This is a genomic window from Natronobacterium texcoconense, from assembly GCF_900104065.1.
In the GTDB taxonomy this organism is placed as follows: Archaea; Halobacteriota; Halobacteria; order Halobacteriales; family Natrialbaceae; genus Natronobacterium; species Natronobacterium texcoconense.
Genome location: NZ_FNLC01000001.1, coordinates 549,301 through 562,512 on the forward strand (window position 1 = coordinate 549,301; position 13,212 = coordinate 562,512).

The following is a 13,212-nucleotide window of genomic DNA, read 5'->3' on the forward strand; positions in this document are numbered from 1 at the left end:
GTCGGGCGGCGAATCGAGCGACCGACGGAACGATCGATCGGGTGACCACACGAGGGCAGATGACCGACCACGACGAAGGCGTCTCGACGCTGGCAAAGCAGGGGAGTATCACGTTCGTCGGGAACGTGATCAACGGGGCGCTGGGCTTTGCCATCGTCATGCTGATGACGCGGTTCGTCAGCCCCTCGGTCTACGGACTGTTCGTCCTCGCGACTTCGGTCATACTCTTCATGCAGGTGTTCGCGAACCTCGGGTTGCCGCTTGCGATCGACTACTTCGTCCCCCAGTACCTGGACGCGGACGAACGCGGGAAGGCGAAGGGCGTGATCGTCCAGGTGACGGCGACCGTCCTCGTGACCTCGTCGCTGGTGGCGTTCGCGTTAGCGATGAGTGCGACCACGGTCAGCGAGTTCTTCCAGGAGCCGGCGATGCAGATCGCGCTCCTCTTTCTGTCCGTCACAATCCCGATGCTGGCGATCTACAACGTCTTGCTCACCTCCTATTACAGCATCAAGAAGCTGCAGTACCGGGTCATCATGCGCGACCTCGTGCGCCCGATCGTTCGCTTTACCGTCACGGCTGGCCTCCTGCTGGTCGGTTACGGCCTGCTCGGGCTCATTATCGGCTACGTCGTCGGCCTCGCCGTCGCGATCACGGTCGGTGCGATCGTCTTCACGTACAAGGCCTGGGACCTGCTGACGGTCGACGTCGAACTCGTTCCGGCACGGCCGCTCGTGACTTACTCCGTCCCGCTGGCGATGACTAGCGTCGTCTTCGTGTTAATGGGTCACGTCGACTACTTCGTGCTCGGTTTCTTCCTCTCGTCCGACGACGTCGGCATCTACCGGGTCGGCTACATGCTCGGCTCCGGACTGATGATCATCTTCAACTCGCTGTCGCCGGTGTTCAAGCCGCTGATCGCCGAGAAACGAGACGACATCCAACTGGTCCAGTCCCGGTTCCGGACCATGGCCCGCTGGATCGCTGCCATTACGCTCCCGGTCGCGATCGTCCTCTCGCTTGGCTCGAGTTCGTACCTCTCGGTGCTGTACACGCCACAGTACGCCGAGGCCAGCGCCGTTGTCGTGTTGCTCGCCGGCGCGTTCCTCTTCAACGTCACCTTCGGTGGTCCCGACGGCTCCCTGCTCCAGGGGCTTGGCTACTCGCGGATGGTCTTCGCCAACACGCTGGTTCTCTTCGGCGCGAACTTCCTGCTCTCGATGGCACTCGTCCCGATCTTCGGCATCGAGGGTGCAGCGATCGGCTCCGCGACCGCCCTCTTCCTCGTGGGCACGCTCACGCTCGTCGAAATCTACTATCTCGACGGCATCCACCCCTTCACTCGAGATTTCGCAAAGATCGTCGCTGCAGGTGTCCCTGCGACAATCGCTGGCGTTCCGGTCGTCTCCCTGATCGAGACCGACATCGCCGTCGTGATCGCGCTTCCCGTCGTCGTGATCGGCGTCTACCTGCTCGCGTTGCTGGTGACCGACGCGTTCACCGAGGAAGACGCCCGCATGCTCGGGGAGTTCAGCCCGCGACTCGAGAAGTGGCTGCCGGTCAGGTAACTCTTATTCGTCGCCGGAACAGTCGAACGACCGCCAGATGCTCAGGGTCGACTCGAGGTCTTCCCGGAAGGGCTCTCCGATCCGGACCATCACCTCGACGCACTCGAAGTCGTACTCCCGGAGGTCGAGCGTCCGTTGTTGCTCTTCAGACTGGTCGCTTCGTCGCGCGTGGAGGACGTACTCGCCCGGTTCGGTCGGGATCTCTTCGAAGACCGCCTCGCCTGGGTTTTCGTTCTCCCCTTCACCGTCGGCTGCTGGCACCTCGAGCGCCCGCTCGTAGACCGACTCGTCGCCGCCGACGATCGTCGCGTGGACGACGTGGCTCTCGTCGTCGTAGTTGGCGACGGGGATGTGGCCCTCTATCCGGGTATCGACCGCCGATTCCCGACCCAGACAGCCGCCGAGTGCCAGCGGGACGCTCAGTGCGAGGGCTCGTCGGCGCGTATACGGGGACATACACACGCAGTAGCTACGACGAACGTATAGGTTTTCCTGTGATTCGTCCGCGGCCGGTTCGCTCGAGTTCCGTCAGTCGTCGACCGTCTCCCGTTCGCCGTCGGCGTGGACGTCAGGACGCTGTGTCGACTCCTCGCCGAGCGGTTCGTCGGCGTCTTCGTCGATGACGCCCTCGCGCCAGGTTCCGAGTCGGAACCACGCGACTGCGACGACGAACGAGGCGACCATGCCGAAGGAGTAGGCCCACCAGATACCCTCGATTCCGAGGTCGATCCCCGGCACTGTCGGAACCGTCACGCCGATCCACGGGATCGTCACGGCGGTAAACCCGAGCGCGAGCGCGACGGGAACGCGGAAGATCCACCGCGAGAGGAACGAAAGCACCATCGCTTCGCGGGTGTTGCCGGCCCCGCGGAACGCTCCCTGAATGACCATGACGCCGGCGAACAGCGCCCAGAACGGTCCCATGATCCGAAGGAAGACGACGCCCTCGGCGATCACAGCGGGATCGGAGACGAAGACTGCCATCGCCTGTCCGGGGAAGGCAAACAGCAAGGCTGCGACGCCGAAGATGGCGAGCATGGTCCCCGCAGTCGCCGTTCGCGTAACTGTAGCGGCGCGGTCGGGCGTCTTCGCGCCGAGGTTCTGGCCGACGCCGGTCGCCGTCGCGTTGCCGACGGCACCCGCGACCGCCCACGTCACCGACATGTACCGGACGCCGATCCCGTAGGCCGCCGTCGGTGCCGCGCCGAAGCGGGCGACGAAGCCGGCCATCGCGACCGACGCGAAACTCCGGGCCCAGCCGTCGATCGTCGACGGATAGCCGACGTCGATCAACTTGCGCTGGATCTCGAGGTTCGGCGTCAGGTCCTGTGGCCGAAGCCGTACCCCGAACCGACCGTCGAGCAGGATATAGACGCCTGCGACGGCGGCGATCCCTCTCGAGATGAACGTCGCGACGGCCGCTCCCTGGGTCCCCATCTCGGGGAACGGCCCCCAGCCGAGGATGAAGAACGGATCGATGACGACGTTGATCCCCGCGGAGATGAAGACGAGCCACATCGCCGTCTTCGTGTCGCCGGCGCCCTGCAGCGAGGCACGGAAGGCGAAGAAGAGGAAGGTAAGCGGCAGTGCGAGGAAGATAACCTCGATGTAGGCCAGCGCCTCGACGAACACCTGGTCGCGAGCGCCGATCAGCCACAGCAGCGGCCGCCGGAAGTAGAGCCCGACTGCGGCGAGCACCGAGGAGATCGTGAGCGTCAACAGGATCGTCTGGGCGACGACCCTGTCTGCCATCCGGTCGTCGTTCGCGCCGACGTACTGGGAGACCAGTGCGATCGTCGCGGCGGTGATCCCCATTGCCGTCGAGACGAACATCCACGAGAGCGGGAACATCAGCGAGACGGCGGCGACGGCGTCGCTACTCACCCGGCCGACCCAGAACATGTCCGCCAGGTTGTAGAACGTCTGCAGTAGATTCCCGAGGACCAGCGGCCAGGCCAGGTGCAGGAGCTTCGGGGGGATCGCCCCCGTAGTCATGTCGACGCGTTTCCGTTCAGTCTCCGACTCTCCCACGTGTAGTTCAGTTGCTCGGTCGCCCGGACGCGTGAAAAGGGCTCGCCTCCCGTACCGAGTTGCCGCCTTCGAGCGGGCGACGACCGCCGACTACTGGAAAGAGGACGGCGACGCGGGCTACTGGAAACATTGATGTATGGGGCGTGGGACCGACTCACTATGTCCGACGCCCTCGAGTCGACGACGATCGACCGGATCGATTCGTTCCTGCGCGACCGACTTCACGAAGACGGCCTTCCGGGACTGAGTCTCGCGGTCACCGACGGCGACGAAACCGTCTATGCTCGGGGATACGGCTCGCGGGACCTCGCGTCGAACGAGCCAGCGACGCCCGAGACCGTCTACGGGATCGGCTCGGTCTCGAAGTCCTTCGCCGCGCTCGCGACGGCCCAGCTAGTCGACGACGGCACCCTCGACTACGACGATCACGTCACCGACCACCTCGAGATCGACGTCCCCGACGACGTGACCATCCACCACCTGCTCAGTCACACCTCCGGCTACCCGTCGCTCGCGGTCAGCGAGGCGCTGATCGCCCGCCAGCTCGAGGTCGGTGAAGCCGGCGTCCCCCTGGGGTCGCTCGCGGACGTCCGCGCTCACCTCGAGGGCGCACGCGACGAGATCGCCGGCGATCCTGGCGACCGCTGGATGTACTGCAACACCGGCTACACGCTGGTCGGCGAGGTGATCGAGGCGGTCACGGGACAGTCGTACACCGACTACGTCACGAGCGAGATCCTCGAGCCGCTGGGGATGGACCGGTCGACCTACGACGGCGACGTCTTCGAGTCGTTCGCGGATCGGATGACGCCGTACTTCCGCGGTGACGAGGAAGACGACGGTGACGCCGACATCGAGCCCGCCGCGCTCCCGATCCGGGAACAGAGCGCGGCCGCTGGCGGCGTGCTCGCGCCCGTGACGGATCTCGCGAAGTACCTTCGACTCCACCTCAACGAGGGCGTCGCTGCCGACGGGGAGGAACGGCGGCTGGTCGGAACTGAGCCGCTCGAGCAGTGTTACGGCGAATACGCAGAGACGCCTTCAGGTCCGTACGGCTACGGCTGGCGCACCCGCGAGGTCGCGGGACGAGAACTGATCGGTCACGGCGGTTCGATCGTCGTCTCGACTGCCTACGCCGGCTTCGCACCGGGAGAAGACCTCGGTATCGCGCTGCTGGCGAACGGCTCGCCGGGCTATGGCCTCGCCGAACTCGGGAAAGGCGTCTTCGCGGCGCTCGTCGGCGAGGAGCCACAGGAGATCCCCTTCTTCGCTCGCAGGCGACGACTCGAGGAACTGGCAGGCGAGTACGAGACCTACCGCGGGATCAAGGAAGCCGAGGTGCAGGTCGAAGGCGGAACGCTCCGCTTGCGCGTTGGCGGCCCCATCGAGGAGGGATCGTGGACGCCGTTGGTTCCCGTGGATCTCGAGGCCGGCGAGTTCTACGCGCCGACGATGGCCGGGAACCGACAGCCGGTCACGTTCGAACGCGACGGCGACGACCCGAGTCTGTACGTCGATCGCTGGCGGCTCCACCAGCAGTAGCCGTCACGCGCGCAACGCACGCACACCCGCGCTGTCGCCCGGTTTTTCTGCGAAAGGGTTATCAGATTCTCCATCGTAGCGAGCGACCATGAGCGACACTCGTCTGCCGGAGTCGGCGACCTGGAACGGAGGTGATCCGCCGTGGAACTGATTATTACGGAGAAGGACAACGCAGCCCGGCGGATCGCCGACATTTTGAGCGGCGGCACGTTCGACTCGAGCCGCGAGAACGGCGTCAACGTCTACGAGTGGGGCGGCAAGCGCTGCGTGGGGCTGTCGGGCCACGTCGTCGGTGTCGACTTCCCGTCGGAGTACTCGGACTGGCGGGACGTCGAACCCGTCGAGTTGATCGATGCAGACGTCGAGAAGACCGCGACGAAAGAGAACATCGTCGCGACGCTACGGATCCTCTCGCGCAAGGCGAATACGGTCACGATCGCGACCGACTACGACCGCGAGGGCGAACTCATCGGCAAGGAGGCCTACGAGATCGTCCGCGACGTCAACGAGGAGGTCCCGATCCGGCGCGTCCGGTTCTCCTCTATTACGGAAAACGAGGTCCAGAACGCCTTCGACGAACCCGAAGACCTCGACTTCGACCTCGCAGCCGCGGGCGAAGCCCGACAGATCATCGACCTCGTCTGGGGGGCCGCACTGACCCGGTTTCTCTCCCTCTCTGCGGGCCAGCTCGGGAACGACTTCATCTCCGTCGGCCGGGTCCAGTCGCCGACGCTGAAGTTGATCGTCGACCGCGAGCGCGAGATCCAGGCGTTCGATCCCGAGGACTACTGGGAGCTGTACGGCGATCTGACGAAAGACGAGACGACGTTCGAGGCCCAGTACTTCTACCGCGACGAGGACGACAACGAGGCCGAACGCGTCTGGGAGGAATCGACCGCCGATGAGGTCTACGACACGCTCTCGAGTCGCGACAGCGCGACCGTCGTCGACGTCAACCGCCGGACCCGCACCGACGCGCCGCCGACGCCCTTCAACACGACCCAGTTCATCCGCGCGGCCGGCGCGCTCGGTTACTCCGCACAGCGGGCAATGTCGATCGCCGAGGACCTCTACACCGCCGGCTACATCACCTACCCGCGGACGGACAACACCGTCTACCCCGACGACCTCGAGCCCGACGAACTGCTCGACGAGTTCGTCGGCCACCCGACGCTCGGCGAGTCCGCCGAGGAGTTGCTCGAGGCCGACGAGATCGAGCCGACCCGCGGCGACGAGGAGACGACCGACCACCCGCCGATCCACCCGACCGGCGAGATTCCCGCCCGCGGCGGCGACGTCAGCGACGACGAGTGGGAGATCTACGAACTCGTCGTCCGCCGGTTCTACGCGACGGTCGCCGAGGCCGCCGTCTGGGAACACCTCAAGGTCGTCGCCGAGGTCGACGACTACCGCCTGAAGGCAAACGGCAAACGGCTCGTCGAACCCGGCTACCACGACGTCTACCCGTACTTCAGCACCGCCGAAAACTACGTCCCCGACGTCGACGAAGGCGAAGAGCTGGGACTGACCGAAGTCGAACTCGAGGCAAAAGAGACCCAGCCACCCCGCAGGTACGGCCAGTCGCGGCTCATTGAAACCATGGAGGATCAGGGGCTTGGAACAAAAAGTACTCGACATAACACTTTGGAGAAATTATACGATAGGGGATACATCGAGAGCGATCCGCCGCGCCCGACGAAACTCGCGATGGCGGTCGTCGACGCCGCCGAGAACTACGCCGACCGCGTCGTCAGCGAGGAGATGACGGCTCAACTCGAAGCGGACATGGACGCCATCGCTTCCGGCGAGGCGACGCTCGAGGACGTTACCGACGAGTCCCGCGAGATGCTGGAGGAGATTTTCGCGAACCTCGCCGATTCGCGCGACGAGATCGGCGACCATCTGCGGAAGTCGCTCAAGGACGACAAGCGACTGGGGCCGTGTCCCGAGTGTGGCGAGGATCTGTTGGTCCGCAGCAGTCGCCACGGCTCCTATTTCGTCGGCTGTGACGGCTACCCTGACTGTGAGTTTACGCTGCCGCTGCCATCGACGGGCAAGCCGCTAATCCTCGATCAGGAGTGTGAGGACCACGAGCTGAACGAGGTCAAGATGCTCGCCGGCCGACAGACGTTCGTCCACGGCTGTCCGCTCTGCAAGTCCGAAGACGCGGGCGAGGGACCGATCCTGGGCGACTGTCCCGAGTGCGGCGAGGAACACGACGGCGAACTCGCTGTCAAGACTCTCCAGAGCGGCTCCCGACTCGTCGGCTGTACGCGCTACCCCGACTGCGAGTACTCGCTGCCGCTGCCACGGCGCGGCGATATCGAAGTCACCGACGACCACTGTGAGGAACACGACCTTCCCGAACTCGTCATCCACAGCGGCGACGAGCCCTGGGAACTGGGCTGTCCGATCTGTAACTACCAGGAGTTCCAGGCTCGAGAGAGCGAGAGTGGATCCGACCTCGAGGCACTGGACGGTATCGGCGCGAAGACGGTCGAGAAACTCGCGGCTGCCGGTATCGAGGACATCGACGACCTGACCGACGCAGATCCGGACGCGGTCGCCGAAGACGTCGAGGGCGTCTCTGCCGACCGCATCCGCAACTGGCAGGCAGAGGCCTGAATCAATCGGTTTCGTTTCCGTCGTTCGTTTCTTCGTCGTCGGTTTCCACGTCGTTCTCGAGGTGCTCTTCCAGCACCGATTCGACGCGTCGTACGATGCGATCGGCCTCGAGGACGCCCTCGTCCTCCCAGCGGACGATCCCGTCGGGGTCGATTGCGAGGAGGACGGGGTGGGAGACGACCTCGTACTCGTCGGAGAGCGTCCGGTCGTCGTCGTGTGCGAGCGTCCAGTGGCCGTCGTGTTCTTCCCACCAGTCACGAAGCTGTTCGGGCGACTGCTGTGTCGTGACCGAGACGCGAGTCAGTCCGTCCTCGTCCGCGAGGCGTTCCTGGGCCTCGACGAGATTCGGCATCAGCGACCGACAGCGGTGACAGACGGGCGAGAAGAACGTAACGAAGGTAATGCCGTCGTTTGGAACGTCCAGGGTGCCGGCCTCGCTGCCACGGGCCTCGATCGTCTCGATCTCGATCGGGCCGTCGTCGTCACCCTCCTCTTCGTCGGTATTTTCCGCTCCTGCGGAGTCGCCGTCCTGGAACGGCACGCCACGCTGCAACGCGACGAGTCCGCCGCCGAGTACACCAAGACTCGCGACGCCGGCGACGAGTTCGCGGCGATTCACTGGTCCGTCACCTCGAGTCGCAGCGCCATTATCGAACCTTCGATCGCGACGGGAAAATAATCACGGGTCAAACGGCCTGTTCGCGACCTGCTCCAACGAGTCACGCCTACCAACCTACAAGAGCCGCCCGTCCGTTCTCGAGACCGTGACCGACGATCGCACCCGCTGGAACGAGAAGTACAGCGATCCGGACTTCGACCTCCCCGAGGAGCCGATTCCCACACTCGAGCGCCGGATCGATACGCTCCCGGACGGTCGTGCGCTCGACGTCGCGACCGGGAGTGGCCGGAACGCCGTCTTTCTCGCCGAGCGCGGCTACGACGTCGACGCAATCGACGTCGCTGACGAGGCTCTCGAGCGTGCCCGTCGACGGGCCGACGACCGTGGCGTCGAGGTCGACTGGATCCGTGCCGACCTCGCGGAGTACGAGTTCGAGGACGAGTACGACGTGATCACGGTGAGTTTCTTCGCCGCGCTCGAGTCCCTGCCGGCGCTCAAGGAGGCGCTCGCGCCGGGCGGCGTCCTCGTCTACGAACATCACCTCCGCTCGAGCGACGAGATCGACGTCGGCCCCTCGAGCGACCGGTTCCGGTACCGGTCGAACGATCTGTTGCGGGCGTGTCTGGATCTGACCGTCCTCTCCTACGAGGAACGGCGACGCGAGGTCATCGGTGGCACGGCAGCGGTCGTGACGCTCGTGGCGCGCAACTCACACGGCGGGAACCAGTCGTATCCGAACGAAGCCGCGTTCGACGATCCGTCGTAGTTCGGACGTTACGAATCGTCGCCGGCCGACTCCTCGAGGGCGCGCTCGACGTTCGAGACGATCGTTCCGTCGCCCACGGTGCCCCGCTCTCGCCAGTGGACCTCGCCCTCGTCGTCGATCACCACAGTCGTGGGAAACCCGACGACGTCGTAGTAGTCGTTGAGGGCTCCGGCTTCGTCGGTACCGATCGTCCACTCGCCGTCGTGTTCGCGCCACCAGTCGGCGAGTTCGTCGTCGGTCGGATTGGGGCCCTGCGTTCCGTCGGTCACCGACAGGAACCGAACAGTGCCGTCCTCGCCGACGTCGTACTCGTCTGCGAGTTGCTGCCGTGCCGCGTCAACGGTCTCGAGGAGCCCGGAACTGGTCGGGCATCTGGTTCTCGTGAAGTTGACGACTGCGACCGGCTCCGAAGGAGGGACGGTGATCGTGCCAGCGTCGCTTCCGGGCGCGTCGACGGTGTGTACCTCGAACGGCGGTTCGGTCGCCGCGCCGATTGCCTCGTCGCTGTCCGGGCGTCCGTCGTCGCCATCGCTCTCGTCGGTCGTCGCACGGTCCAGACAGCCAGTGCTGGCGACCAGTCCGCCGACGACGCTGACGAGTTCGCGGCGGTTCATATCGGAACCCGGCCTCTCGAGCACATATCACGTCCTCGGGCCGAAACGACAAAGAACCGATGGGTCGGATTCGAGCCACTACCCTTTTGCCCGCCCGCTGCCGACTCGAGACCGACGTGACGCTACTCACTACGACACTCGCGGGGGTCGTCTTCGGACTGGCGCTTGCTGCGCCGCCAGGGCCGATGAACGCCATCATCGCCGAGGAGAGCGTCGTCCGTGGCTGGTCTGCAGGCTTCTGGGCGGGACTCGGGGCGATGCTCGCCGACGTCCTCTTTTTCGTGCTGACGCTGCTCGGCGTCGTCGCAGTGATCGACCGCTATCCAGCGGTTCGACCCGCGCTCTATCTCGCCGGTGGTCTCCTCATGCTGTACTTCGCAGTCGGCGCGATCGAAGAGGCGAGAGCCGCTACGTCGTTCACCGACGGCGGCGAGGTCGACTCGAAGGGGTTCCGGAAGACGTTCGCGCTCTCGCTGACCAACCCCTACCAGATCGGCTTCTGGCTCACCGTCGGCGTCGGCCTGCTCGAGTCGGGCACCCTCGACGTGTTCGCACACGTTCCCGGCGTCGGCGAGGTGCTCGCGGGGAGTCTGCTGGTCGAGACCGGATCGCCGGCGCTGTTGCTCGGTTTCTTCGGCGGAATCGCGGTCTGGATCGTCGTCTATCCTGCGGCGCTGTCCTCGGCAGGTCGGCGCGTCGACGCGCTCGCGCCGGTCATCGCCGCGCTCAGTGCTGCGGTGCTTGCAGGATTCGGCGCGCTCTTTCTCGTGATGGGGGCGGCTCAACTGCTCTGAAAACTGGAACGCGCGTTCCGTCGTTACTCGTCGTCGCCGTCTTTCTCGTCGTCGCTGGCGTCCGTCATCCAGTCGTCACTGTCACTGCTCGAGTCGTCATCGCCGGTGTCCGTCCAGTGGTCTCCGTCGCGGTCGTTCTCGTCTTCGTCCGTCCAGTGATCAGTGGGTTCGTCTCGAGCCGTCGAGTCCGTTTCCTGCCCGTAATTGCGCGGACGGCGTTCTTCCTCGATACGACCGTCACTGGCTCGACGACTCGAGCCACCGTCCGCTCGAACCGCTGCGCGCTGTTCGGGGATCAGGTCGAGGTCGCCGTCGGTGTCTCCGAGAATCAACAGCGCGTAGTACCGAACGTACGATCGGACCGGCGTCTCGAGCAGCGAGAGGACGTACGCGTAACAGAGGTACGCGACGAACAGTAGTGCGAACGCGACGACGACGAGGGAAGGGGCGATCATCTCGAGTCCAATTGTTAGCATAACGAATAGTATCAATCCGACGAACGTGACGACGAAACCGATGATCGCGAACAGGAACCAGAGCGTGACTCCGATCGTCCACGCGGCGGCGACGAACCCGAGGTAGCCTGCCGGGTTCGATGGGATCGTTCGCGCGAACTGGATCCACCCGCTGATCGGCCCACAGTCCTCGAGGAGCATGATCGGAACGACGAAAGCCGACGTCAGGAGGTCGACGAACCACCAGGCAATCGCGGCGAGGGCCACGAACGCGAGTATGCCGAAAAAGTAGCTGTCCGGCATCCCACTGGGTTCCGGGAAGTCGCCGAAAACGACCACGACGACGACGAGAGCGACGACTGCTGCCACCGCTGCGAGGAACAGCCCGATACGAAACAACAACAGCCACAGCGCGTGTCGGAGGTTCTCCCGCATGTACTGCCGAACGTGGACCGCCTCGGATCGAAGCGACTCGACGAAGACGAACTCGAGAAGCGCCGCCAGATACGCGAACGCGAGAACGATTGCGAGAACGAGTGCGAGAACGAGTGCACCGACGAGGAGTATTCCCCAGAGTTCGTCCGTCGTCGCGTCGGCTACGGTCGCCGTTTCGGGGAAGACGTTGAAAACGTTCCAGAGGCTGCCGAATCCACCCATAAAGAGGAGGACGAGTGCGATCTTGAGCCAGCCGACGAAACCGATTTCGCCGAGATAGCGTCGGGTTACGGAGAGGGCGTCAGCGAGGTTAGCGGCTGCGTACATCTTGGCGCAAAAATATAAACTAACGTACTAAATTGTTCTGGTCCCGTTCAACACTCGATGTGTTCGAACGGTCCGTCAAGCAGATCCTCGCCAGCACTGGGATCCTCCTCGTCGAAGTGTGGCGGATGATCCTCCTCGAGGCCGGCCGACTCGAGGTCGTCGAACATCGGTAACTGGAACTCGTAGCCGGTGACGACGGCGAAGGACTCGAGTGGGCCGTCGACGAACTCGCCGATGCCGTCGGCGACGTATTTGACGCCTGCAACGATTTCGATGATCTGGGCGTCGGCGGTCGAACCGACGAGTTCGGCACCGAACGACCCGCCCGAGTCAGTGAGGGCGCTGACGTGTAGGCGGACCCAGATCGTGGCACTGTCGTCCGACCCGATCGTGAACGCGGTGCCACCGGCGCTCAGGCAGTTCCCGTCGGCCGTCGAATCAGTTTCGGTCATGCGATCGGTCCGCTGCTCGGCCTCGGCGATCCCGACGGCGGGAGCGACTGCGAGGACCGCGAGGCAAACGAGGACGACCGCTACCGCGGTAGCCGGTCGACGGACGCGTCTCATCGCTCGAGACATTCTCTTGCAGTATCAAGAACGTGCCGACTGAACCGGGACCGCCGGGATCGTGATCGATGGCGTGAAAACGTCTGTCAGTCGCCGAGCGCTGCGATCTCGTCCTCGAGCCACTCCCGGAACCACTTCACGCGCTTGAGGCGCTGGTGGGCGATGCTCTCGGCGGTATCGCTCTCGACGCGGGAGGCCGCGTCGTAGCCGCGCTCGAGGACGCGATCGACCATCTCGTCGGCGTCCATGTGGGTCCGGGCTTCGTAGCCCATCCGCAACAGCATGAGCGCGGTGCCGTTCGCGCCGACCTTGTCGAGCAGGTCGGCCTCGATGAGACACTGCGTCTCGAGTGCGAGGTCGGTCAGGTCGCCCTGATAGGAGTGGTGTTCGATGGCGCGACACACCTGTTTGATGAACGATTCGGGGTAGTCCGCACGAGACTCGAGGTACTCGCGGGCGACGCGAGCGCCCGCCTCGGCGTGGAGTTCCTGATCGGTCTCGAGTTTGGCCACGTCGTGAAAGAGGGCGGCGACGCGGGTGACGTCGACGTCGGCACCCTCTTTGCGAGCGATCTCTTCGGAGAGTTCGACTACGTTGAGGATGTGGTTGTGCCGGTACTCGGCGGAGTGCCAGGGGTACCAGCGCATGCGACCACCTTCCTCCTCTTTCTCGACGCTGGCCGCGAGGTACTCGAAGACGAACCCCTTCATCTCCTCGAACTCCGCGTCGGACACCCTGTTTTCTTTTATTTCGACGCCCACGAGAGATCCCTCCGCAATAGACGAACGATAGTCATTGACAGAATGTTCGGTAGTTTCGCTCTTTAGCCTTTGGTTCGGACTAGTGACGCGACCGAAGACCCTCACAGAC

12 protein-coding genes are annotated in these 13,212 nt (G+C 64.6%); 5 read left to right on the forward strand and 7 right to left on the reverse strand.

Annotated elements, in window-relative coordinates; translation table 11 throughout:
• The first annotated feature begins 59 nt into the window (after window positions 1–59).
• Window positions 60–1,568 (forward strand): flippase, encoded by a 1,509-nt coding sequence (locus BLR35_RS02905; RefSeq protein WP_090377109.1) that lies wholly within the window; start codon window positions 60–62, stop codon window positions 1,566–1,568.
• Window positions 1,569–1,571: 3 nt separating this feature from the next.
• Here the strand turns inward: BLR35_RS02905 and BLR35_RS02910 are convergent, their stop codons facing one another.
• Together BLR35_RS02910 and BLR35_RS02915 are read right to left on the reverse strand one after the other, a co-directional pair.
• Complete coding sequence (locus BLR35_RS02910) at window positions 1,572–2,024, reverse strand: hypothetical protein (protein ID WP_090377112.1); 453 nt, start codon at window positions 2,022–2,024, stop codon at window positions 1,572–1,574.
• 72 nt (window positions 2,025–2,096) lie between these two features.
• Window positions 2,097–3,563: an MATE family efflux transporter gene (locus BLR35_RS02915; RefSeq protein WP_090379613.1), complete on the reverse strand. Its 1,467-nt coding sequence runs from the start codon at window positions 3,561–3,563 to the stop codon at window positions 2,097–2,099.
• 195 nt (window positions 3,564–3,758) lie between these two features.
• Here BLR35_RS02915 and BLR35_RS02920 point away from each other — a divergent pair, with 195 nt between their 5' ends.
• Both BLR35_RS02920 and BLR35_RS02925 read left to right on the forward strand, forming a co-directional pair.
• Window positions 3,759–5,141, forward strand: a complete 1,383-nt coding sequence (locus tag BLR35_RS02920) for a serine hydrolase (RefSeq protein ID WP_090377114.1) — start codon at window positions 3,759–3,761, stop codon at window positions 5,139–5,141.
• A 141-nt stretch (window positions 5,142–5,282) separates the two neighbouring features.
• Entirely contained in the window at window positions 5,283–7,766 is a 2,484-nt protein-coding gene (locus BLR35_RS02925; RefSeq protein ID WP_090377117.1) for a DNA topoisomerase I, read from the forward strand.
• Between the two features lies 1 nt (window position 7,767).
• Here the strand turns inward: BLR35_RS02925 and BLR35_RS02930 are convergent, their stop codons facing one another.
• Window positions 7,768–8,385: a TlpA family protein disulfide reductase gene (locus tag BLR35_RS02930; protein ID WP_090377120.1), complete on the reverse strand. Its 618-nt coding sequence runs from the start codon at window positions 8,383–8,385 to the stop codon at window positions 7,768–7,770.
• Window positions 8,386–8,530: 145 nt separating this feature from the next.
• On the opposite strand from BLR35_RS02930, the gene BLR35_RS02935 reads away from it, so the two are divergent.
• Window positions 8,531–9,151, forward strand: a complete 621-nt coding sequence (locus BLR35_RS02935; protein WP_090377123.1) for a class I SAM-dependent methyltransferase — start codon at window positions 8,531–8,533, stop codon at window positions 9,149–9,151.
• Window positions 9,152–9,159: 8 nt separating this feature from the next.
• On the opposite strand, the gene BLR35_RS02940 is transcribed toward BLR35_RS02935, so the two are convergent.
• Window positions 9,160–9,765: a TlpA family protein disulfide reductase gene (locus BLR35_RS02940; protein ID WP_090377126.1), complete on the reverse strand. Its 606-nt coding sequence runs from the start codon at window positions 9,763–9,765 to the stop codon at window positions 9,160–9,162.
• A 59-nt stretch (window positions 9,766–9,824) separates the two neighbouring features.
• Here BLR35_RS02940 and BLR35_RS02945 point away from each other — a divergent pair, with 59 nt between their 5' ends.
• On the forward strand, window positions 9,825–10,559 hold the full coding sequence (locus BLR35_RS02945; protein ID WP_394328350.1) for a LysE family translocator: 735 nt from the start codon (window positions 9,825–9,827) through the stop codon (window positions 10,557–10,559).
• 23 nt (window positions 10,560–10,582) lie between these two features.
• Here the strand turns inward: BLR35_RS02945 and BLR35_RS02950 are convergent, their stop codons facing one another.
• The 3 genes from BLR35_RS02950 to BLR35_RS02960 all read right to left on the reverse strand — a co-directional run bounded on the left by BLR35_RS02950 (window position 10,583) and on the right by BLR35_RS02960 (window position 13,103).
• Window positions 10,583–11,776 carry a DUF7544 domain-containing protein gene (locus tag BLR35_RS02950; RefSeq protein ID WP_090377129.1) on the reverse strand — a complete coding sequence of 398 codons (1,194 nt, stop codon included), beginning with the start codon at window positions 11,774–11,776 and terminating at the stop codon, window positions 10,583–10,585.
• A 47-nt stretch (window positions 11,777–11,823) separates the two neighbouring features.
• Window positions 11,824–12,342, reverse strand: coding sequence for a DUF7332 family protein (locus BLR35_RS02955; RefSeq protein ID WP_090377132.1), 519 nt, complete (start codon window positions 12,340–12,342; stop codon window positions 11,824–11,826).
• A gap of 86 nt (window positions 12,343–12,428) precedes the next feature.
• On the reverse strand, window positions 12,429–13,103 hold the full coding sequence (locus BLR35_RS02960; protein ID WP_090377135.1) for an HD domain-containing protein: 675 nt from the start codon (window positions 13,101–13,103) through the stop codon (window positions 12,429–12,431).
• Window positions 13,104–13,212: the final 109 nt, after the last annotated feature.